The following is a 21501-nucleotide window of genomic DNA, read 5'->3' as shown; positions in this document are numbered from 1 at the left end:
CGGAATCGGCCGACGGCCGCCACGCCCCAACCTGACAATTCCGCCAGTTTCGCGACAGTAACCCGTTGCGGGCCGACGCCTATCATTCGGGTTCCCTTCACCGCCGCCCGATCACCGCCTGTCCCGCCGCCTCCATGTGGATCGTCAATCTCGCGCTCAGGCGCCCCTACACGTTCATCGTCATGGCCATCATGATCGTGCTGGCCACCCCGCTGGCGCTGATGCGCACACCGGTCGACGTGCTGCCCGCGATCAACATCCCCGTGATCAGCGTGATCTGGAATTACAACGGCTTCTCCGCGACGGAGATGACGAACCGCATCACGTCGGTGCATGAACGGATCCTGACGACGACCGTCAACAATATCCAGCACGTCGAATCGACGTCGTTGCCCGGCATCGCGGTCGTCAAGGTGTTCCTGCAACCGGGCGCGAACGTGCAGACAGCGATCGCGCAGACGGTGTCGTCCGCGCAGGCGATCGTGCGGCAGATGCCGCAGGGCGCGACGCCGCCGCTCGTCATCACCTATTCCGCGTCGAGCATTCCGGTGATCCAGCTCGGGCTGTCGAGCAAGACGCTCAGCGAGCAGTCGCTCGCCGACATCGCGCTCAACTTCCTGCGCCCGCAGCTGATCACCGTGCCCGGCGTGCAGATTCCGTTCCCGTACGGCGGCCGCACGCGCGTGGTCGCGATCGACCTCGACCCGCAGGCGCTGCAGGCGAAGGGCCTCACGCCGGCCGACATCGTCAACGCGGTCAACGCGCAGAACCTCGTGCTGCCGACCGGCACCGCGAAGATGGGCCAGACCGAATACCGGATCGACACGAACGCGTCGGCCGATACGGTTGCCGACATCGGCAACCTGCCGGTCCAGACGATCAACGGCGCGACGACCTACCTGCGCGAGGTCGCGGCGGTGCGCGACGGCTTCGCGCCGCAGACCAACGTCGTGCGCCAGAACGGCCAGCGCGGCGTGCTGATCTCGATCCTGAAAAGCGGCGACGCGTCGACGCTCAAGGTCGTGTCCGACCTGAAGGCGCTGCTGCCGAAGGTGATCCCGACGCTGCCCGAGGGGCTCACGATCACGCCGCTGTTCGACCAGTCGGTGTTCGTCAACGCAGCCGTCCAGGGCGTGATCCATGAGGCGCTGATCGCCGCCGTGCTGACCGCGATGATGATCCTGCTGTTCCTCGGCAACTGGCGCAGCACGCTGATCATTGCAATCTCGATCCCGCTGTCGATCTTCACGTCGCTGATCGCGCTGTCCGCGCTCGGCGAGACCATCAACATCATGACGCTCGGCGGGCTCGCGCTCGCGGTCGGCATTCTCGTCGACGATGCGACCGTCACGATCGAGAACATCGAGCGGCATTTGCATCTCGGTACGAACCTGCACGAAGCGATTCTCGAAGGCGCGGGCGAGATCGCGGTACCCGCGCTCGTGTCGACGCTGTGCATCTGCATCGTGTTCGTGCCGATGTTCTTCCTGACCGGCGTCGCGCGCTTCCTGTTCGTGCCGCTCGCGGAAGCCGTGGTATTCGCGATGCTCGCGTCGTACGTGCTGTCGCGCACGCTGGTGCCGACGCTCGCGATGCTGCTGTTCCGCCCGCAGCAGGCGAGCACCGGCCCCGGCCCTTCGACGTCGCGCTTCGCGCGCATCCATCACGCGTTCAACCACGCGTTCGAACGGCTGCGCGCGTGGTACATCGTGCTGCTGAGCATCCTGCTCGTGCGCCGCCGCTTCTACGCGCTGTGCTTCCTCGGCTTCTGCGTGCTGTCGACGGGCCTCGTATTCGTGCTCGGCCGCGACTTCTTCCCGAACGCCGATTCCGGCAACCTCCGGCTGCACGTGCGCGCGCCGACCGGCTACCGGATCGAGGAAACCGCGCGCCTTGCCGACCAGGTCGAAGGCGTGATCCGAGAAACCGTGCCGCCCGACGAGCTCGGCGCGATCGTCGACAACCTCGGCCTGCCGGTGAGCGGCATCAACCTGTCGTACAGCAACGCCGGCACGATCGGCACGCTCGACGGCGAGCTGCTGATCGCGCTGAAGCCCGGCCACCGCGCGACCGGGCACTACGTGCAGACACTGCGCACGCTGCTGCCGCAGCGCTTCCCGGGCGTCGAGTTCTTCTTCCAGCCGTCGGACATCATCACGCAGATCCTCAACTTCGGGCAGCCGGCCGCGATCGACGTGCAGGTGCTCGGCAACGATCTCGCGAGTAACATGACCATTGCGAGCGGCCTGATGAAAAAGATCAGGCAAATCCCCGGCGCCGTCGACGTGCATGTACTGCAACGCAACGACGAACCGACCCTGCTGGCCGACATGGACCGTACGCGCATGCAGCAGCTCAATCTCTCCGCGCAGAACGTCGCGCAGAACATGCTGATCTCGCTGTCGGGGAGCTCGCAGACGACGCCGTCGTTCTGGATCAACCCGCGCACCGGCGTCCAGTACCCGCTGCAGATCCAGACCCCGCAATACAACCTGTCGTCGGTCGACGATCTGCTCGGCACGCCGATCTCCGCCAGCGGCCGCACGGGCACGCCGCTGCAACTGCTCGGCAACCTGGTGCAGGTGCGCAGTACCGCGAACCCCGCCGTGATCACGCACTACAACATCCGCCCGGCGATCGACGTATACGTGAGCGTCGAGGGCCGCGATCTCGGCGCGGTCGCGGGCGAGATCGACCGCATCGTGGCCGACGCGCGCGCGACGCTGCCGCGCGGCACCGCCCTCGCGATGCGCGGCCAGATCGAGACGATGCGCACGTCGTATCTCGGCCTCGGCGCGGGCGTCGCGATGGCGATCGTGCTCGTCTACCTGCTGATCGTCGTCAATTTCCAGTCGTGGCTCGACCCGCTGATCATCATCAGCGCGATGCCGGCCGCGCTCGCCGGCATCGCGTGGATGCTGTTCGTCACCGGCACGCACCTGAGCGTGCCCGCGCTGACGGGCGCGATCATGACGGTCGGCGTCGCGACCGCGAACAGCATTCTCGTCGTGTCGTTCGCGCGGCAACGGCTCGCGGCCGGCGCGCCGCCGCTCACGGCCGCGCTCGAAGCCGGCGCGACCCGGATCCGCCCGGTGCTGATGACGGCGCTCGCGATGATCATCGGGATGGTGCCGATGGCGCTCGGTCTCGGCGAAGGCGCCGAGCAGAACGCGCCGCTCGGCCGCGCGGTGATCGGCGGGCTGCTGTTCGCGACCGTTTCGACGTTGCTGTTCGTGCCGCTCGTGTTCGGCGGCGTGCATGCGCGGCTGGCCCGGCGGCGCGCGCGCCAGGCCGGACACTGACTTTCGCCCCACTACCCGGTTGAATTGGTTGAATTCATGGAAGAGAAACATCACAGCGCCGTCGGCATCCAGGTGGACGAACACGGCATGCACCTGCCGGCGCGCGCGTCGGTGTCGCGACGCGGACGGATCGTCCTGATCGTGATCGGCGTGCTGCTAGTGGCGGGCGCCGCGCGCACCATCGTCGTCAACGTGCTGAACCGGCATCACCTCGACGCGGTCGCCGAGCAGAACACGCGCCAATATGTGAGCGTCGTGCATCCGGTCGACGCGGCCAGCGGCGGCAAGCTGACGCTGCCCGGCACGCTGCGCGGCTTCGTCGAGTCGCCGATCTATGCGCGCGCCAGCGGCTACGTGCTGCGCTGGCAGGCCGACATCGGCGCGCACGTGAAGCAGGGGCAAACGCTCGCCGAACTCGACACGCCCGAGCTGAACCAGGAACTCGCGCAGGCCACCGCGCAGCGCCAGCAGGCGCAAGCGTCGCTCGCGCTCGCGAAGACGTCGTTCGACCGCGCGCAGCAGTTGCGTCAGCGCGATGCCGTGTCGCAACAGGAACTCGACGACCGGCAAGGCGCGTTCAATCAGGGCACCGCGAATCTCGCGGCGGCCGATGCGAACGTGCGCCGTCTCACCGAATTGAAGGGCTTCCAGCGGATCGTCGCGCCGATCGACGGGATCGTCACGCAGCGCAACATCGACGTCGGCGACCTCGTCAATTCCGGCAACGCGGGCCGCTCGCTGTTCACGGTCGTGCAGGCCGACCGGCTGCGCCTGTACGTGCAAGTGCCGCAGGCGTATGCGCAGCAGATCAAGGTTGGCCAGCACGTGAGCGTCGCGCAGGCGGAACTGCCGGGTCGGACCTTCGACGGCACGATCACGCGCACGTCCGAGGCGATCGACGTCGCGACGCGTTCGCTGCAGATCGAAATCACACTGCCGAACCCGGACGGGCGACTGCTGCCCGGCGCGTACGTGCAGGCGACGCTGCCGATGACGCCGGTCGGCCGCCTGCAGGTGCCGGCCAATACGCTGCTGTTCCGCGCCGAAGGCCCGACGGTCGCGACCGTCGATGCGAACGGCCAGGTTCATCTGAAACAGGTGACGGTCGTGCGCACGATCGGCCAGACGCTCGAAGTCGACGGGCCGATCACGCCGAACGACCGCCTCGTCGCGAACCCGGGCGACGCGCTCGCGACTGGCGACCGGGTCGTCGTGCAGGCGCCGGCGGCGCAGCCGGCCTCGGCCGTCGCGGGAGCGAAGTCGTGAGTGCGATACGCACCCGCGTGCGGCCCGCGGCGCTCGCCGCCGTCGTCGCGGCCGCCGCCGTCGCCCTCGCCGGCTGCACGGTCGGCCAGGACTACCAACGCCCGGCTGTCGATACGCCGGCCGCGTGGCGGCTCGACCCGGCCGACGCATACTGGCACCCGGCCGCACCGGCCCGCGCGCCGCTCGATCCGGCCTGGTGGACCGCGTTCGGCGACTCGCAGCTCGACGCGCTGGAAGCCGACGCGCTGCGCAACAACCAGAACCTGAAGGCGGTGGCCGCGCGCTACGACCAGGCGAAGGCGACGCTCGCGTCGGTCGCGTCCGCGCAGTATCCGGCCGTCGGGCTGAACGCGAGCGGCCAGCGCTTCAAGATCTCCGCCGACCGGCCGCAGACCAACTACGCGACGAAGAGCATGTCGACCGTGCAGAACGAGATCCAGGTCGGCGCGGCGGTCAGCTACGAACTCGACCTGTTCGGCCGCGTGCGGCGCAACGTCGAATCGGCACAGGCGAACAGCGAGCAGGCGCGCGACGATTTCGCGAACGCGCGCCTCGTGCTGAGCGCCGATCTCGCGTCGAGCTATTTTGCGTTGCGGGAACTCGACACCGAGATCGACGTCGTCAAGCGCTCGATCGCGTTGCAGCAGAAAGCGCTCGATTACGTGAGCGCGCGCCACGACCTCGGCGCGGTGTCGGGCCTCGACCTGCTGCAGCAGCGCGCGCAGCTCGACGCGACGCGCACGCAGGTGCAGTTGCTGATCCAGCAGCGCGCGCAGGTCGAAACCGCGATCGCGACGCTGGTCGGCACGCCGGCCCCCGAATTCTCGCTGCCGGCGCGCGTGGTGCCGATCAACGCGCCCGCGCTGCCGACCGGCATGCCGAGCGACCTGCTGCAGCGGCGTCCCGACGTCGCGTCGGCCGAGCGCGCGATGGCCGCCGCGAACGCGCAGATCGGCGTCGCGCGCGCCGCGTATTTCCCGCGCATCTCGCTGTCGCCCGACATCGGCTGGGATGCGACGCGCTTCGCGGGCCTGTTCACCGTGCCGGCGCTGCTGTGGTCGGTCGGCGGATCGCTCAGCCAGCCGCTGTTCGAAGGCGGCAAGCTGAAGGCCGGCGTCGATTTCGCGCAGGCCGGCTACGTCGCCGCGCAGGCCAGCTACCGGCAGACCGTGCTCACCGCGTTCCAGGAGGTGCAGAATGCGGTAACCGGCCTGTCGGTGCTGGTGCAGGCGGCGCAGCAGGCATCGGCCGCCGTCGACGACGCGCGCAAGCTCGTGTCGCTCGCGCAGGATCGCTACGCGGGCGGCCTGACGCCGTTCATCGACGTGCTGACGGCCCAGCAGCAATTGCTGACGAGCGAGCGCCAGGCCGTGCAGATCCAGGGCCAGCGCGCGGCGCTCGTCGTGTTTCTCGCGAAGGCGCTCGGCGGCGGCTGGGACGGCGATGCGGCGAACGGCGCCCCGCCGTCCGACGTCGCGTCGGCGGCCCCGCGGCGCGGCGCGGGCGTCGGCCCTTGACCTGCCCTTAACCGGTTACGCGGACAACGAACCTATGAAAGTGCTGATCGTCGAAGACGAACCGAAAGTCGTCGAATACCTGAAGAGCGGCCTGACCGAGGAAGGCTGGGTCGTCGATACCGCGCTCGACGGCGAGGACGGTGCGTGGAAAGCCGTCGAATTCGACTACGACGTGGTCGTGCTCGACGTGATGCTGCCGAAGCTCGACGGCTTCGGCGTGCTGCGTGCGCTGCGCGCGCAGAAGCAGACGCCCGTGATCATGCTGACCGCGCGCGATCGCGTCGACGACCGCGTGCGGGGCTTGCGCGGCGGCGCCGACGACTACCTGACCAAGCCGTTCTCGTTCCTCGAACTGATCGAACGGCTGCGCGCGCTGACGCGCCGCGCGCGCGTGCAGGAATCGACGCTGATCTCGATCGGCGACCTGCGCGTGGATCTGATCGGCCGCCGCGCGACCCGCGACGGCGCGCGGCTCGACCTGACCGCGCAGGAATTCCAGTTGCTCGGCGTGCTCGCGCGGCGCAGCGGCGAGGTGCTGTCGAAGACGACGATCGCCGAACTCGTGTGGGACGTGAACTTCGACAGCAACGCGAACGTCGTCGAGACGGCGATCAAGCGCCTGCGCGCGAAACTCGACGGCCCGTTCGCGGAGAAGCTGCTGCACACGATCCGCGGGATGGGCTACGTGCTCGAGGCGCGCGAGGACGGCGACACGGAGCGGCGCGCATGAAACGCTCGATCATCCTGCGGCTCTCGGCGATGTTCGGCATCGTGTCGCTGCTGGTGTTCACGCTGGTCGGCTGCGGGCTGTTCGTGATGATGGAACGGCAACTGTTCGCCGAATTGCGCGCGACGCTCGACACGCGCGCCAAAGTCGCCGCGATGATCGTGTCGCACGCGACCACGGCCGCGCGCGGCCGCCTGATGCAGGAAAAGCTCGCGGACCTCGAACCGCCCGACGGGTCGACGCACTATCAGGTCGTCAGCCCCGACCCCGCGTTTCGCTTCGGCAGCCCCGTCAACGGCGTGCCGCTCGATCCGCCGTTCGGCGCGTTCCAGCGCTACCAGCTCAACGACAGCAGCTACGCGGTGATGACGAAAACCGTCACGCTGGCCGGCGCCGGCGAACGGCCGACGCTGCAGCTCGTCGTCGCGACGTCGTGCGAGCGTACGCAGCGGATGCTGCGCCGCTTCGGCTGGACGCTGGCCGCGCTGATCGCGACGGCCACCGTGATCACGCTGCTGCTGAGCCGCGCGGTCGCGCGCTTCGGGCTCGCGCCGCTCGACCGGCTGTCGCAGGACGCGGCGAGCGTGAGCGCGACGAACCGCCGCCAGCGCCTGCACACCGACGCGCTGCCGACCGAGCTGCGCGATCTCGCGACGTCGTTCAACGGCGCGCTCGAACGCATCCAGCAAACCTACGCGCGGCTCGAAGCGTTCAACGCGGACGTCGCGCACGAGCTGCGCACGCCGATCAGCATCCTGATCGGCCAGACCCAGGTCGCGCTGACGAGCCGCGACCGCTCGGTCGACCGGATGCGCCAGACGCTGCAGTCGAACCTCGAGGAATTCGAGCGGCTGCGCGTGATCATCAACGACATGCTGTTCCTGTCGCGCAGCGATCGCGGCGAACGCGCGACCGACCTGAAGGACGTGTCGCTGGCCGACGAGGTGCGGCGCATGCTCGACTTCCTCGAAATCCCGCTCGACGAGGCGCGGTTGCGCGCCGAACTGCACGGCGATGCGCGCGCGGCCGTCGATCCGTCGCTGTTCCGCCGCGCGATGACGAACCTGCTGATCAACGCGATCCAGCATTCGGCGCCCGGCGCGACGCTGAACGTGACGATCACGCACCGCGGCACGCTCGTCGAGATGGCCGTGTCGAACCCGGGCGAGCCGATCGACCCGGTGCAGCGCTCGCACGTGTTCGAACGTTTCTACCGGCTCGAGGAAGCGCGCGCGAACAGCAAGGAAAACCACGGGCTCGGGCTGTCGATCGTCAAGGCCGTGGCGGAGATGCACGGCGGCGGCGTGTTCGTCGCGTGCTCGGGCGGCGTCAATACGTTCGGCTTCTCGGTGTCGACGCAGCCCGGCTCGGGCGGGCCGCTGCGTCCGGGCGACGCCGCCGGCCCGCCCGATTCCACCGATTCCACCGATTCGGCGAATCCGGCCGATCTCCACGGCGCTCGCCCGGCGCACGCGCCGGGCGCACTGCACTGACGGCGGCCGCGCGCCGCCGAGGGCAGTTTTCTTCAATACGGACCGACGCGGCGCCCGTAGTCTCGATGCGACTTTCGACATGTCGCATGGAGACATCTGATGAGCATGCTGGTTTCGATGGCCGCGTTCGCGCTCGCCTCGTCGATCACCCCCGGTCCCGTCAACATCGTCGCGCTCGGCGCGGGCGCGCGCCACGGCCTCGGCGCGAGCCTGCGCTACGCGGCCGGCGCGACGCTCGGCTTCGTCGCGCTGTTCCTGCTGATCGGCCTCGGCCTGCACGCGGCGCTCGCGCGCTGGCCCGTGCTGACGACGGCCACGCAGTGGTCGGGGATCGCGTTCCTGCTGTATATGGCGTTGCGGCTCGCGCTCGACGACGGCCGGCTGTCGGCCGATCCGGACGTGGCCGGCCCGTCGGCGGCGGCCGGCGCGGCGATGCAGTGGCTCAACCCGAAGGCGTGGCTCGCATGCGTGGCCGCGATGGGCGCATATGCGGCCGATGGCGACCGTGCGCAGGTCTGGCAGTTCGCCGCGCTGTATCTGGTGATCTGCTTCGCGTCGATCGCATGCTGGGGCTATGCGGGCGCGTCGTTGCGGCACCGGCTCGCGAACGCACGGCGCATGCGCGTGTTCAACCGGCTGATGGCGCTGCTACTCGCGGGCAGCGCGCTGTTGCTGCTCGACGTGTAGCGGCTTCGCCGGTCAGCGCATCGCACTGCGGTACTGCCCGGGCGTCGCGGCCGCGATTCGCCGGAACGCGCGCTGGAAATGCGCCTGGTCCGCAAAGCCGGCATCGAGCGCGACTTCGGCGATCGGCCGGCCGCGGCGCAGTTCCGTGCGGCCGTACTGCACGCGCCGATCGATCAGGAACGCATGCGGCGTCATCCCGTAGCGCGCATTGAACGCGCGGATCAGGTACGACGGCGACAGGTCGGCCGCCGCGCAGATCGCATCGAGCGTGACGGCCTCGCGGCAATGGGCGGCGATGTAGTCGGCCGCGCGCGCGAGCTTCGCGTTGTCGTCGCCCGGCCGCGAATCGGGCGGTTCGCGTTCGAGCGCGCCGTGCAGCGCCGTGAAGAATTCGACCGCCGCGCTCTCCTTGCCGAGCGCATCGACGCGGGGCGACACGAGCGTGCGGTAGAAGCCGCCGAATTGCGCGAACAGATCGCCGCGCTCGGTCCATTTCGTCGAAAACCCGTGAAAATCGCGGTTCGGATCGCGGCCCAGCGCGTGTTGCAGCCGCGCGAGCCACGGCACGTCGACATAGACCATCCGGTACGCCCACGCATCGGGGCCGTACGGGTTGCACGCGTGCACCTGCTCGGGATCGATGATCACGAGCACGCCGCGCCCGACGTGTGCGTTCGTCGCACCGTTCACGTACGTGCTCGTGCCGCCGACGATCGCGCCCACCGAAAACGTGTCGTGCGTGTGCTTCGCATAGCAGATCGCGCGCCCGTCGTCGACGGTGCGCGCCTCGATGAACGGCAGCGCCGCATCGCGCCAGAACGGCGACGGCACGGCGGATCGGTTGGCGGTACGGCTCACGCGGCAGGCTCCCGGTTCGGACGAACGCTCACCGTACAAGACTGTGCGGCGCCGCGCAACCGCGAGCCGACGCCTGGCGGCTGGATCGCCTAAGCTTTGAATTCGGCCGCCGCGGCAGACGCGGCGGGTTCCGCTTCCTCTTCCAACCGGTACCACTCATGCAGATCGATCTGAAAGGCAAGACCGCGGTCGTCACCGCTTCCACCGCCGGCATCGGGTTCGCGATCGCCGAAGGGCTCGCGCGCGCCGGCGCGCACGTCGTCGTCAACGGCCGCAGCGACGCGTCGGTGCAGTCCGCGCTCGAGAAACTGCGCGACGCCGTGCCAGACGCAAGCCTCGACGGCGTCGCCGCCGACCTGTCCGACGCGGCCGGCGTCGCGCGCGTCACGCAGCACACGCCGGATGCCGACATTCTCGTCAACAACGCGGGCATCTACGGCCTGAAGCCGTTCTTCGACATCGACGACGTCGAATGGGAACATTATTTTCAGATGAACGTGATGTCCGGCGTGCGGCTCGCGCGGCATTACCTGAAAGGGATGATCGAACGCAATGCCGGGCGCATCGTGTTCATTTCGTCGGAATCGGGCTTGAACATCCCGGTCGACATGATCCATTACGGGTTCACGAAAACCGCGCAACTGTCGATCGCGCGCGGCCTCGCGAAGCTCGCGGCCGGCACCCGCGTGACCGTCAATTCGGTGCTGCCGGGGCCGACGATGTCGGAAGGCGTGCGCGAGATGCTGAAGGCGCAGGCCGACGAAACGGGCCGCAGCATCGACGACATCGCGGTGGAATTCGTGCGCAGCGAGCGCGCGAGCTCGATCATCCAGCGGCCGGCGACGACCGAGGAAGTCGCGAACCTGGTCGTGTACGTGTGCTCGCCGCAGGCGTCGGCGACGACCGGCGCGGCGTTGCGCGTCGATGGCGGCGTGGTCGACACGATCGCGTGACGACTGCGTGACACGCTCGCGCGGCGCAGGTCGGCCGCGCTAGCGCGAAGCGGCCTTCTCCGAGCGAAGCGCGCCCTTGCGGTCGGCGTCCATGCAGGAATCGAAGCCGTACCGCGTGACGACGCCGGCCTTGTCGAACACGACGAAGTACGCGCGGTGATCGTTGCCGTGCTCGATGAAATAGTTGTAGCAGACGCCGCTGCCGTTGCGGACCATCCACACGCTGCGCGGGTTGCCGGCGACGCGGACGACGTCGGCGCGCGTCGCGCCATGCCGCGACGCGGCCCGCGCGAGCGGCGTGCGCGAGTACGAGAACGGCAGCCACGCGTCGAACCAGGCACAGCCGTGCAACATCAGGCAGCCGGCGGCCACGGACAGCGCCGCCGCGGGACGGGACATCGAAATCAATCGCATGCTCGGGAAATCTGCTGCGCCATGCCGGCGTGATCGAAAGCCCCATGCTACTCGACCTTTGGGTCCGGATCGAAAAGAAATGTAGAGATCTCTGTCCGAATCCCCGCGCTGGCGTGCATCCGCGCCAGCCGAATCGTCAACGAACGTTGCAACCGGCGCCCGTGCGCGCAACCGCGCCGCTGCGCCGCTGCGCCGCCGCGTCGAACCGGCATGCGCGGTCAGGCAATCCATTCGGCCCACAGCATCGTCAGCACCGTCATCAGCGCGGGACCGACGAACAGCCCGATCAGGCCGAACGTCTCCGCCCCGCCGAGGATGCCGAACAGCACGAGCAGGAACGGCAGCCGTGTCGAACCGCCGATCAGCACCGGCCGCACGAAATGCTCGGCGACGAACACGACGATGAACCCGAGCGCCGCGATCACGACGGCCCACATCGTCGCCCCCTGCACGAACAGCCAGAGCGCCGCGCCGCAGAACACGACCGGCGCACAGAACGGCAGCATCGCGGCGACCGCCGTGACGAGGCCGAGCAGCGCCGCGTGCGGAACGCCCGCGAGCGCATAGGCGACGCCGAGCAACGCGCCCTCGCCGAGCCCGACGACGACGAGCCCCGTCACCGTGCCGTACACGGCCGCGACCATGCGCTCGATCAGTTCCGCGCCGTTGCGCCCGAACGCACGCCGCGCGCCCTGCAGCAACGCACCCGACAGCTTGTGGCCGGCGCGCAGGATCACGAACAGCGTGACGAGCATGAAGCCGAATTCGAGCAGCACGTGCGCAAGCTTCGTGCCGAAGTGCCGGCCGAACGCGATGAATTTCTCGCCGTTGACGCCGTGCATCGCGGTGGCCGCATGCAGCGGATGGCCGAGATTGGCCTGCCACCATTCGGTGATCTGCGCCGCGCCGTACGGCAACCGGCTGACCACGTCCGGCAGCGGAATGCCGTTGTCCTGGATCGTGCGCAGCCACTCGCGCAGATCGTGCGCCTGTGCGATCGCCTGGGTCGTCGCGACGGCCACCGGCAGCACGACGAGCAGCGAAATCGCCGCCGTGATGACGGTCGCGATCAGCGTCGGCCGGTTGCGGAACAGCCGGTGCGATTCAAAGCATTTCAGCAGCGGCCACATCGCGATGGCGATCACGCAGGCCCATGCGATGGCGGGAATGAAATCGCGGATCACCCACAGCGCGAGCACCAGCAACGCCGCATACAGCGCGACGCGGGCGATCTGCTGGGCGCGCGGCCGCGCGGCGGAATCGGAAGACGACGGGACATGCGCGCCCATGGCACCTCGGTCGAAATGAAAAAATGGCGGTTCGCGCAGGCAACCGGCCTGCGCGAACCGCCATTCTATCCATCGGCGCCGGATCGGCGGCACGCGCGATGCGCGGGCCGCCCGGGCGCTGCGTCGTCACGCGTCGCTCACGCCACCTTGTCGGCGACCCGGTAGCGCTCGAGCCAGTGCGCGTACGGCGCGGGCAGCGTCCACGACGGACGCTCGACACCGAGCTGCCTGGCCGCGTAGTACGGCCAGTGCGGGTCGGCCAGGTGCGCGCGGCCGACCATCACGAGATCGAGTTGCTGCTCCGCCACCACGCGATTCGCCAGTTGCGGCGTATCGATCCCCCACGCCGACGACACCGGCAGCCCGGCCTCGCGGCGCACGCGCTCGGCGATCGGCGCGAGAAACGCCGGGCCCCACGGAATCTGGGCGGTGGGCGTCGAGAAGCCGACCGACACGCTCAGCATGTCGAGCCCTTCCCGCTTCATCCGCTGCGTGAGCGCGATCGACTCGGCGAGCGTCTCCTCGTCGCGACCGTCGTATTCGATCACGCCCAGGCGCGCGGTCAACGGCAGATGCTCGGGCCAGACCTTGCGAACGGCCGCGAGCGTGTCGACGAGGAAACGGCCGCGGTTCTCGGCGGAACCGCCGTATTCATCGGTGCGCTGGTTCGAATGCACCGAGAAGAAGCTCTGGCCGAGATAGCCGTGCGCGAAGTGCAGCTCCAGCCATTCGAAACCGAGGTCGCGCGCGCGCCGCGCCGCCGCGACGAAGTCGGCCTGCACGCGCGCGATGTCGTCGCGCGTCATTTCGCGCGGCACCTTCGGCAGATGCGCGCCGAACGGCACGGCCGACGGCGCGATGGTCTGCCAGCCGCGCGGATCGCCGTCGGCGATATGGTCGTCGCCTTCCCACGGGCGGTTGGCGCTCGCCTTGCGGCCCGCGTGCGCGAGCTGGATACCGGGCACCGCGCCGGCCGCCTTGATCGCCGCGACCGACGGCGCGAACGCGTCGGCCTGCGCGTCGTTCCACAACCCCGCGCAGCCGGGCGTGATGCGGCCTTCCGGCGACACGGCCGTCGCCTCCGCGATCACGAGGCCCGCGCCGCCGCGCGCGATGCCGGCCAGATGCACGTGATGCCAGTCGTTGACGACGCCGTCCTCGGCGACGTACTGGCACATCGGCGGCACCGCGATACGGTTGCGCAGCGTGACATCCTTGAGTTTGAACGGTTCGAACAGGGCAGACATCCACGACTCCTTTGCTTGGTTCTGCAAAACGGCTGGGAATGCGCCGTACGGGGCGCACGGCGCAACGATGCGGGCCGTCGGCGGGCCGGCTGCGCCCGGCGACGGCAAGGACGCGGCACCGGCCGGGCCGGCGCCGCGTGTTTAGCGGTGGCCGAGCTTCGCGAGCAGCGCCTCGGCCGCGGGCGCCGACGACGCGGGGTTCTGCCCGGTGATCAGCAGCCCGTCGGTGACGACATGCGGCGCCCAGTCGGCGCTGCGCTCGAATGCCGCGCCGTTGGTCTTCAGCATGTCCTCGACGAGGAACGGCACGACTTCGGTCAACTCGACGGCCGCTTCCTCGCTGTTGGTGAAGCCCGTCGCACGCTTGCCGCGCACGACCGACTCGCCGGTCTGCGGGTTCTTCACGTGGCGCAGCACGCCCGGCGCGTGGCAGACCGCGGCGACCGGCTTGCCGGCCGCGAGCGCGCGCTCGATCAGGCCGATCGAATGTAGATCCTCGGCGAGATCCCACAGCGGGCCGTGACCGCCCGGGTAGAACACGGCGTCGTAATCGTCCATCGACACATCGGCCAGCTTGCGCGTCGACGCGAGTTCGGCCCGGGCCGCCGCATCGGCGTCGAAGCGGCGCGTCGCGTCGGTCTGGGCCGTCGGGTCGCTGCTTTTCGGGTCGAGCGGCGGCTGGCCGCCCTTCGGCGACGCCAGCGTCAGCTCGACGCCCGCATCCTTGAACGTGTAGTACGGCGCGGCCAATTCCTCGAGCCAGAAGCCGGTTTTCTTGCCGGTGTCGCCGAGCGTGTCGTGCGAGGTCAGGACAACCAGAATCTTCATGATCGGACACTCCTTCGAAAATGAACGGGGAACGACGCCGCACGTCGCGGCACGCCTGTCGGTTAGTCAGGCCGCGCGCGGCAACGTGCGAATCATTTCTCCGCATGCGATATATGCCTATTAGACCAGTCGTCTAGAAGCGGCCGAAATAAAACGACGGCATCCCGCTGCCTGAATCCGCCAGGGACGTCGCCGCATTCACCGGCACGGATCATATCCCTGGATTAGACCGGTCGTCTAGAAGAACACGCATTCGCCCCTGCCGACGTCATGGCCTTTGCGACGGCGCGTCGTTCGACCACGCCCGCCGCCCCGCTCATCCGCCCTCGGTTCGCCGCGGCCGGAAGACCTAGCCGCGCAACGGACCGTCCGTGTCGCCCGCTTCGATCGTCGGCGCTTCGAGCCGATGCTCACGCGCGCCGTCGTCCAGCAGCCGCAGCATCAGTTCCGCTAGCGCGCGCCCGGATGCATGCCCGGTCGGCTGCACGACCGCCGTGACACGATACGGATGCGCGATATCGGGCGGCACGCCGTCATAGACGATCAGCGACAGGTCCGCACCCAGGCGCACCCCGCTGTCGACCAGCGCGCGAAATGCGCCGCCGCCCGCGATGTTGTTGTCGACCAGCAGCGCGGTCGGCGGCTCGGCCTGCGCAAGCAGCGCCCGCGCTGCCTGCCCCCCGCCGTCGTGCGTAAACGGGCACTCGACGAGCAGCGCCGGATCCGCGTCGATACCGGCTTCGCGCAATGCCGACAGACAGCCGGCGCGCCGTTGCGCGGCGAAATTCAGCGCCAGCGGTGCGCTGATCATCGCGATGCGCCGATGCCCGAAGCCGATCAGCCGGCGCACCGCGTCGCGCGCGCCCGCCTCGTTGTCGAAGTCGAACCATGCATACGGGCCGGCCGACTGCGTGCGGCCGTACGCGACATACGGAAACGCGCTCGCCTGCAGGTACGCGAGCCGCGGATCGTCGACCAGCGTGCGCGCGACGATCAGCCCGTCGACGAGCTTGCCGTCGACGATCCGCCGGTAGGTGTCCAGTTCCGCATTCGGTCGCGCCGACGCGATGATGAAATCGAGATTGCGCTCGGCGAGCCGCTCGGTGATGCCCGCGACGACCTCGCCGAAGCGCGGATCGCCCAGATCGCCGGCGCCGAACGGATAGACGATGCCGATCATGTCGGCCCGCCCGGTCGCCAGCCGGCGCGCGGTCGGATCGGCCACGTAGCCCATTTCCCGCGCGGCCTTCGCCACGCGCTCGCGCGTCGCCTCGCTGACGTCGTCGTAACCGTTCAACGCACGGCTGACCGTCGTGCGCGACAGACCGAGCGCGTCCGACAGCGCCTTCAGATTCACCTTCACCGTCACTCCTCGCATTCGCCGCTCCGCCCGGCCGCCCGGCCATCGGGACGCGCCGACCAGGTAATTATTTCCAATTGGTAACGATTACCGTCAATTAAATATCTTTTGCGTTCCAAACCGGTTTGAAATAGCATCCAAACCGGTTTGGACATCGATGCCCACTCAGCCGTTCACTTTCACCTTTTCCAGGAAACAACGACGAGATGACATACTTTCCCCTTTTCCGCCCGACCGCGGCCAAACGTTTGCTGCTCGCTGGCGGCGCACTCGCCGCCTTCGCGTCCGTCGCGCACGCGCAGTCCGGCGGCACGGGCGCGCCCCTGCCCACGCCCCACACGCAGCAAGCCTACGATCCCGAAGGCAACTTCACGATGCGCTGGACGCGAGCGGACATCCGCCAGATCGTCCCGCAATCGCACACCGCCGGTGCTGACAAGAACTCGCTGCCGCAAGCACTGACGATGCCGGACATCCCGCAGGACTTCCCGCTGATCAACTCGAACGTGTGGGTGTGGGACACGTGGCCGCTGGCCGACCTGCGCGCGAACCAGCTCAGCTACAAGGGCTGGGAGGTGATCTTCTCGCTCACCGCCGATCCGCACGCGGGCTACACGTTCGACGACCGGCACGTGCACGCCCGCATCGGCTTCTTCTATCGCCGCGCGGGCATCCCCGCGTCGCAACGCCCCGCGAACGGCGGCTGGACCTGGGGCGGCCACCTGTTCCCGGACGGCGCGAGCGCCAAGGTATTCGGCACCGCGCCGATGACCAACAACGCCGAATGGTCGGGCTCCGCGCGCCTCACGCACGGCAGCAACGTCAGCCTGTACTACACCGCGACGTCGTTCAACCGCTCGGCGCCCGGCGGCGCCGACATCACGCCGCCGCAGGCGATCATCACGCGCACCGACGGCAACATCCACGCCGACGACAAGCACGTGTGGTTCACCGGCTTCGGCGATCACAAGCCGCTGCTGGAACCGGACGGCAAGTACTACCAGACCGGCCAGCAGAACACCTACTTCTCGTTCCGCGATCCGTTCGTGTTCACCGACCCCGCGCATCCGGGCAAGACCTACATGGTGTTCGAAGGCAACACCGGCGGCCCGCGCGGCGCACGCACCTGCACCGAGGCCGATCTCGGCTACGCGCCGAACGATCCGAACCGCGAAGACCTCAACGCGGTGATGAATTCGGGCGCAGTGTATCAAAAGGCCAACGTCGGCCTCGCGGTCGCGACGAACCCGCAACTGACCGAGTGGAAGTTCCTGCCGCCGATCCTGTCGGCGAACTGCGTCGACGACCAGACCGAGCGCCCGCAGATCTATCTGAAGGACGGCAAGTACTACCTGTTCACGATCAGCCACCGCACGACGATGGCGGCCGGCGTCGACGGCCCGGACGGCGTGTACGGCTTCGTCGGCAACGGCATCCGCAGCGACTTCCTGCCGCTGAACGGCGGCAGCGGCCTCGTGCTCGGCAACCCGACCGACTTCTCCGCCCCGGCCGGCGCGCCGTATTCGCAGGACCCGAACCAGAACCCGCGCGAATTCCAGTCGTATTCGCACTACGTGATGCCGGGCGGGCTCGTCGAGTCGTTCATCGATGCGATCGGCCCGCGCCGCGGCGGCACGCTCGCACCGACGGTGAAGGTGAACATCAACGGCACGTCGACGTCGGTCGACCGCGCGTATGGACGCGGCGGCCTCGGCGGCTACGGCGACATCCCGGCGAACCTGCCCGCGACGGGGGCCGGCCACAACGACGGCAACGCCCAGGCCAATTAGGATGACCAACAATAACCGTCGTCGATAAAGGCACGAGGTTCAGGAGGCGCGTATCGCGCGTGTCGCGTGTGCGCCTCCTCTTTTTTCTTTCCTCCATTGCGCATGCCGTCGTTGCAGCGGCATTCGCCCTCCTTTCCCGCTTCGCCCGACGGAGCACCGGATCACGCATGAGATCAATGTTGTTCGGCCTTTCCGGCCCTTCCGGCCTTTCCGTCCATTTCGCCGCGCTGCTGCTTGCCGCGGCCGCCTGCACGCATGCCGCCGCCGCCGCACCCTGCGGCGCGCCGGCCGAAAACGGCACGCCGCAATGGCGCCCGGCCCTCCACTACACGCCGCAGCGCAACTGGATGAACGATCCCAACGGGCTCGTGTACGAGAACGGCCGCTATCACCTGTTCTATCAGTACAACCCGCTCGGCAACGACTGGGGCAACATGTCGTGGGGCCATGCGACCAGCACCGATCTCGTCCACTGGCGCGAGCAGCCGGTCGCGATGCGCGCGAACGCCACCGAGGAAATCTTCTCGGGCTCGATCGTCGCCGATACGCTGAATACGTCCGGCCTCGGCACACCGGGCCACGCGCCGCTCGTCGCGCTTTACACGAGCGTCTACAAGCCCGGCTCGGGTCACGCACCCGGCATACAGGCGCAGTCGCTCGCGTACAGCCTCGATCGGGGCGCGACCTGGCAGCCGTATGCGCACAATCCGGTGCTGACGCTCGATCCGGAATCGAAGCAATTTCGTGATCCGAAAGTGTCGTGGTATGCGCCGGGTGGCTACTGGTTGATGACGACGGTCGTCGCCGACGCGCACGTCGTGAAGCTCTATCGTTCCGACGACCTGATCCACTGGTCGTTCCTGAGCGACTTCACGCTGCCCGACGTGCCGCATGCGGGCGCGCTGTGGGAAATGCCGGATCTCGTACCGCTGCCGCTCGACGACGATCCTGAGCGAATCAAATGGGTGATGATCGTCAACGTCAACCCGTGGTCGATCGCCGGCGGTTCCGGCGCGATGTATTTCGTCGGCAACTTCGACGGCCGCACGTTCGTGCCCGACCGCGTCGCGCCGGCCGGCTCGGATCCCGCGCAATTCCGCTGGGTCGATCACGGCGCCGATTTTTATGCGGCCGGCACGTTCTCCGGCGCGCCCGGCGCCCGGCCGGTCGCGATCGCATGGATGAGCAACTGGGATTACGCGGCGAAAGCGCCGACCGCCCCGTGGCGCGGCGCGACCACGCTGCCGCGCGAGCTGTCGCTGAAGACGATCGGCGGCGAGCCGACCCTCGTCGTCGCGCCAGCCGCCGCCTTCGACGCATGGGCCGACAGCCGCCCCGCCGTGCACGAAGGCGACGTCACGGTCGACTCCGCGACGCGGGTGCTGTCGGCCGCGACGCGCGGCGTCGTCCAGCGCATCACGGTGACGATCTCGCCTCGGCATGCGGCGCGCGCGGGCCTGATCGTCCGGCGCTCGGCCGACGGCGCGACCGGCACGCGGATCGTGTACGACACGACGAAGCGCACGCTGACGCTCGACCGGTCGCAATCCGGCGACACGAATTTCGCCGGCACGTTCAGCCGCGAGCACATCGTCGATCTGCCGCTCGAGCATGGGCAACTGCGGCTCGAAATCGTCGTCGATCGCGGGTCGGTCGAAGTATTCGCGAACGGCGGCCGCGTGGCGCTGACCGACCTGATCTTTCCGCCGCTCGAGGCGGACCGCGTGGCCGTGTTCGCCGAGCACGGCCGCGCGACGTTCTCGGGATTGACGGTGACGCAGCTGAAAGCCGGCGACGATACACGTGGCGCCTGTGCGTCCCGATAGGTGCGGGTGACGGGGCCGCGCGTCCGGCATCGCATCGCCGGCGACGGTCCCCGCCCATCTGGCTCGTCAGAGCAACCCCATCCCGCCCGACGCGATGATTTCCGCACCGACGATGAACGCGGATTCCGGCGCGCTCAGGTGCAGCACCGTCGACGCGATTTCATCCGGCGTGCCGAAGCGGCCGATCGGCACGAGGCCCTTGATTTTCTCGGCCGTCTCGTCGAGCGCCGCCGCATCGAGCCCGAGCTTGCCGTACAGCGGCGTCTGCACGGGCCCGGGGCTCACCACGTTCACGCGCACGCCGTGCGGCAGCAGTTCCGTCGACAGCGTCTTCGCGAACGAATTGACGGCCGCCTTGCTCGCCGCGTACACCGACGAGCCGGGCATCCCGACATGCGCGTTGATCGAGCCGTTGATCACGATCGAGGCGCCGCGGTTCAGCAGCGGCACGAGCGACTGGATCTGGAAATACGCGCCCTTCACGTTGGTGTTGAACACGAGATCCCACATCGCTTCGTCGCTGTCGGCGAACGGCGCGAGTTTCGCGACGCCCGCGTTGACGAATACGGCGTCGAGCCGCACGCCGGCGGTGGCGAGCGCATCGGCCAGCGCGCGGGCCGACGCGACGCTGCCGGCTTCGTTGCGAATCGCGAGCGCCCCTTCGCCGAGCGTTTGGCGGGCGGCTTCCAACGTCTGGGCGTCGCGCCCGGTGATGACGACCCGCGCGCCTTCGGACGCGAATGCCCGGGCGGCCGCCAGGCCGATGCCGCTGTTGCCGCCCGTGACGAGGACCGTCTTTCCTTCGAAGCGTTGCATGATGTTCTCCTGTGAACCGGTGAGTTGACCGTGAACACAGGATGCGCGCGGCGCCCGGCCTTGCCGTACGACGGGCGCGACGAACATGTTCGAAAACGTCGAACATGTTCGCGCGGGCGCGTTCAGCCGACCACGTCGATCCCGTCGAGCAGCCGCCGTGCGAGTCTCGGCTCGCGCAATTGCTCCAGCCACCATTGCAGTGCGCGGCCGTCGCGATCGCCGTGCCACGCGACGTACAACAGATTCGGCTCGCGCGGATCGGCCGTCTGCTTCTCGACCAGTTCGCCGCGCGCGAGCAGCGACGCGACGCGCCGGCGCGGCACCCAGCCGACGCCGAGCGCATCGCGCTGCGCGAGGATCTTCGCGCGCATCGACGGCACCGCGAGCACGGCCTGCCCGCCGAGCAGGCCATACGCGCGGCCGGCCGCGCGCCGCGACGAATCGGCGACGACGACCGAGCGGTGCGCACCGATCGCGTCGCGCGTCAGCGGGCCGCGCGCGGACGCCAGCGGATGGCGCGGCGACACCGCGAACACCCACTCCATCGCGCCGAGTTCGAACCACTTGAGGCCCGGAATGGCCGGCGGCTCGTTGGTCGCACCGACGACCAGATCCGCGCGGCCGTCGCGCAACGCTTCCCAGGTCCCGCCGAGCACCTCGTGCGTGAAACGCAGCGACACGCCCGAATCGAGCGCATCGAAGGCGCGGACGACCGGCACGAGCGTATCGAACTCCAGCACCTCGTCGCTGACGATCCACAGCCGGTCCTCCCAGCCGCTCGCGACCTGCCGCACGCGCTGCGTCAGCCGGGCGACGTCGAGCGCGAGCCGCGCCGCCTCGTCGGCCAGCAATTGTCCGGCCGGCGTGAGCTGCAGCCGGTAGCCGCGCCGGTCGAACAGCAGCGCGTCGAAGCGCGTTTCGAGCTGGCGCGCCGCGTGCGACACCGTCGACGACGCCTTGCCGAGCCGCGCGGCGGCACGCGACAGGCTGCCGGTGGCGCGGATCGCGTCGAGCAGCGCCAGTTCGTCTTCGGACAGCATGAGGTCGCTCCGCGGTGAGGTTTGTCGTGGATCGTAAGGCAGCAGCGCACGGCGGTCCAATCGCGCGATGGCGGCCGCGGCCACGAGC

17 protein-coding genes are annotated in these 21501 nt (G+C 68.9%); 9 read left to right on the top strand and 8 right to left on the bottom strand.

What is annotated here, in order from left to right; translation table 11 throughout:
- Window positions 1-134: 134 nt before the first annotated feature.
- The 6 genes from CFB52_RS21770 (at window position 135) to CFB52_RS21745 (ending at window position 8992) form a co-directional block, all read left to right on the top strand.
- Window positions 135-3302 (top strand): efflux RND transporter permease subunit, encoded by a 3168-nt coding sequence (locus CFB52_RS21770; RefSeq protein ID WP_099317404.1) that lies wholly within the window; start codon window positions 135-137, stop codon window positions 3300-3302.
- Window positions 3303-3338: 36 nt separating this feature from the next.
- Window positions 3339-4568: an efflux RND transporter periplasmic adaptor subunit gene (locus tag CFB52_RS21765; protein WP_099317403.1), complete on the top strand. Its 1230-nt coding sequence runs from the start codon at window positions 3339-3341 to the stop codon at window positions 4566-4568.
- A 5-nt stretch (window positions 4569-4573) separates the two neighbouring features.
- The gene (locus CFB52_RS21760; RefSeq protein WP_099317906.1) at window positions 4574-6085 is read left to right on the top strand and encodes an efflux transporter outer membrane subunit; all 1512 of its coding nucleotides are present in this window, start codon (window positions 4574-4576) and stop codon (window positions 6083-6085) included.
- A gap of 34 nt (window positions 6086-6119) precedes the next feature.
- Window positions 6120-6815: a heavy metal response regulator transcription factor gene (locus CFB52_RS21755; RefSeq protein ID WP_011547791.1), complete on the top strand. Its 696-nt coding sequence runs from the start codon at window positions 6120-6122 to the stop codon at window positions 6813-6815.
- The gene (locus CFB52_RS21750; RefSeq protein WP_099317402.1) at window positions 6812-8305 is read left to right on the top strand and encodes a heavy metal sensor histidine kinase; all 1494 of its coding nucleotides are present in this window, start codon (window positions 6812-6814) and stop codon (window positions 8303-8305) included. Before CFB52_RS21755 ends, CFB52_RS21750 begins: the two co-directional genes overlap by 4 nt.
- A gap of 99 nt (window positions 8306-8404) precedes the next feature.
- The gene (locus tag CFB52_RS21745; protein ID WP_059574512.1) at window positions 8405-8992 is read left to right on the top strand and encodes a LysE family translocator; all 588 of its coding nucleotides are present in this window, start codon (window positions 8405-8407) and stop codon (window positions 8990-8992) included.
- 12 nt (window positions 8993-9004) lie between these two features.
- Here the strand turns inward: CFB52_RS21745 and CFB52_RS21740 are convergent, their stop codons facing one another.
- On the bottom strand, window positions 9005-9850 hold the full coding sequence (locus CFB52_RS21740; RefSeq protein WP_099317401.1) for an AraC family transcriptional regulator: 846 nt from the start codon (window positions 9848-9850) through the stop codon (window positions 9005-9007).
- Window positions 9851-10008: 158 nt separating this feature from the next.
- Here CFB52_RS21740 and CFB52_RS21735 point away from each other — a divergent pair, with 158 nt between their 5' ends.
- On the top strand, window positions 10009-10803 hold the full coding sequence (locus CFB52_RS21735) for an SDR family NAD(P)-dependent oxidoreductase (RefSeq protein WP_099317400.1): 795 nt from the start codon (window positions 10009-10011) through the stop codon (window positions 10801-10803).
- A 39-nt stretch (window positions 10804-10842) separates the two neighbouring features.
- On the opposite strand, the gene CFB52_RS21730 is transcribed toward CFB52_RS21735, so the two are convergent.
- The 5 genes from CFB52_RS21730 to CFB52_RS21710 all read right to left on the bottom strand — a co-directional run bounded on the left by CFB52_RS21730 (window position 10843) and on the right by CFB52_RS21710 (window position 15959).
- Window positions 10843-11217 (bottom strand): hypothetical protein, encoded by a 375-nt coding sequence (locus CFB52_RS21730; protein ID WP_099317399.1) that lies wholly within the window; start codon window positions 11215-11217, stop codon window positions 10843-10845.
- A 218-nt stretch (window positions 11218-11435) separates the two neighbouring features.
- Window positions 11436-12506 carry an AI-2E family transporter gene (locus tag CFB52_RS21725; protein ID WP_059574519.1) on the bottom strand — a complete coding sequence of 357 codons (1071 nt, stop codon included), beginning with the start codon at window positions 12504-12506 and terminating at the stop codon, window positions 11436-11438.
- 137 nt (window positions 12507-12643) lie between these two features.
- Window positions 12644-13753, bottom strand: a complete 1110-nt coding sequence (locus tag CFB52_RS21720) for an NADH:flavin oxidoreductase/NADH oxidase (protein WP_099317398.1) — start codon at window positions 13751-13753, stop codon at window positions 12644-12646.
- 141 nt (window positions 13754-13894) lie between these two features.
- Complete coding sequence (locus CFB52_RS21715; protein ID WP_059574523.1) at window positions 13895-14581, bottom strand: type 1 glutamine amidotransferase domain-containing protein; 687 nt, start codon at window positions 14579-14581, stop codon at window positions 13895-13897.
- A gap of 349 nt (window positions 14582-14930) precedes the next feature.
- Window positions 14931-15959: a substrate-binding domain-containing protein gene (locus tag CFB52_RS21710; protein ID WP_089465554.1), complete on the bottom strand. Its 1029-nt coding sequence runs from the start codon at window positions 15957-15959 to the stop codon at window positions 14931-14933.
- A gap of 188 nt (window positions 15960-16147) precedes the next feature.
- Between CFB52_RS21710 and CFB52_RS21705 the strand changes: the two genes are divergently transcribed.
- Both CFB52_RS21705 and CFB52_RS21700 read left to right on the top strand, forming a co-directional pair.
- Window positions 16148-17731 (top strand): glycoside hydrolase family 68 protein, encoded by a 1584-nt coding sequence (locus tag CFB52_RS21705; RefSeq protein ID WP_099317397.1) that lies wholly within the window; start codon window positions 16148-16150, stop codon window positions 17729-17731.
- 176 nt (window positions 17732-17907) lie between these two features.
- A complete protein-coding gene (locus CFB52_RS21700) occupies window positions 17908-19557 on the top strand; it encodes a glycoside hydrolase family 32 protein (RefSeq protein ID WP_373680974.1) in 1650 nt (549 codons plus the stop codon).
- A gap of 66 nt (window positions 19558-19623) precedes the next feature.
- Here the strand turns inward: CFB52_RS21700 and CFB52_RS21695 are convergent, their stop codons facing one another.
- Window positions 19624-20373, bottom strand: a complete 750-nt coding sequence (locus tag CFB52_RS21695) for an SDR family oxidoreductase (protein WP_099317396.1) — start codon at window positions 20371-20373, stop codon at window positions 19624-19626.
- A 122-nt stretch (window positions 20374-20495) separates the two neighbouring features.
- Complete coding sequence (locus CFB52_RS21690; protein WP_099317904.1) at window positions 20496-21413, bottom strand: LysR family transcriptional regulator; 918 nt, start codon at window positions 21411-21413, stop codon at window positions 20496-20498.
- Between the last annotated feature and the right edge of the window lie 88 nt (window positions 21414-21501).

The sequence above is a fragment of the Burkholderia sp. AU18528 genome, assembly GCF_002223215.2.
Taxonomy (GTDB): Bacteria; Pseudomonadota; Gammaproteobacteria; order Burkholderiales; family Burkholderiaceae; genus Burkholderia; species Burkholderia semiarida.
Note: the sequence above shows the minus strand (reverse complement) of the source record. Positions and strands in the feature narration are given on the sequence as shown.

Coding starts and splice junctions, on each gene's coding strand:
- CFB52_RS21770 (WP_099317404.1), top strand. CDS start 135: ATGTGGATCGTCAATCTCGCGCTCAGGCGCCCCTACACGTTCATCGTC.
- CFB52_RS21765 (WP_099317403.1), top strand. CDS start 3,339: ATGGAAGAGAAACATCACAGCGCCGTCGGCATCCAGGTGGACGAACAC.
- CFB52_RS21755 (WP_011547791.1), top strand. CDS start 6,120: ATGAAAGTGCTGATCGTCGAAGACGAACCGAAAGTCGTCGAATACCTG.
- CFB52_RS21750 (WP_099317402.1), top strand. CDS start 6,812: ATGAAACGCTCGATCATCCTGCGGCTCTCGGCGATGTTCGGCATCGTG.
- CFB52_RS21745 (WP_059574512.1), top strand. CDS start 8,405: ATGAGCATGCTGGTTTCGATGGCCGCGTTCGCGCTCGCCTCGTCGATC.
- CFB52_RS21735 (WP_099317400.1), top strand. CDS start 10,009: ATGCAGATCGATCTGAAAGGCAAGACCGCGGTCGTCACCGCTTCCACC.
- CFB52_RS21730 (WP_099317399.1), bottom strand. CDS start 11,217: ATGCGATTGATTTCGATGTCCCGTCCCGCGGCGGCGCTGTCCGTGGCC.
- CFB52_RS21725 (WP_059574519.1), bottom strand. CDS start 12,506: ATGGGCGCGCATGTCCCGTCGTCTTCCGATTCCGCCGCGCGGCCGCGC.
- CFB52_RS21720 (WP_099317398.1), bottom strand. CDS start 13,753: ATGTCTGCCCTGTTCGAACCGTTCAAACTCAAGGATGTCACGCTGCGC.
- CFB52_RS21715 (WP_059574523.1), bottom strand. CDS start 14,581: ATGAAGATTCTGGTTGTCCTGACCTCGCACGACACGCTCGGCGACACC.
- CFB52_RS21710 (WP_089465554.1), bottom strand. CDS start 15,959: ATGCGAGGAGTGACGGTGAAGGTGAATCTGAAGGCGCTGTCGGACGCG.
- CFB52_RS21705 (WP_099317397.1), top strand. CDS start 16,148: ATGACATACTTTCCCCTTTTCCGCCCGACCGCGGCCAAACGTTTGCTG.
- CFB52_RS21700 (WP_373680974.1), top strand. CDS start 17,908: ATGTTGTTCGGCCTTTCCGGCCCTTCCGGCCTTTCCGTCCATTTCGCC.
- CFB52_RS21695 (WP_099317396.1), bottom strand. CDS start 20,373: ATGCAACGCTTCGAAGGAAAGACGGTCCTCGTCACGGGCGGCAACAGC.
- CFB52_RS21690 (WP_099317904.1), bottom strand. CDS start 21,413: ATGCTGTCCGAAGACGAACTGGCGCTGCTCGACGCGATCCGCGCCACC.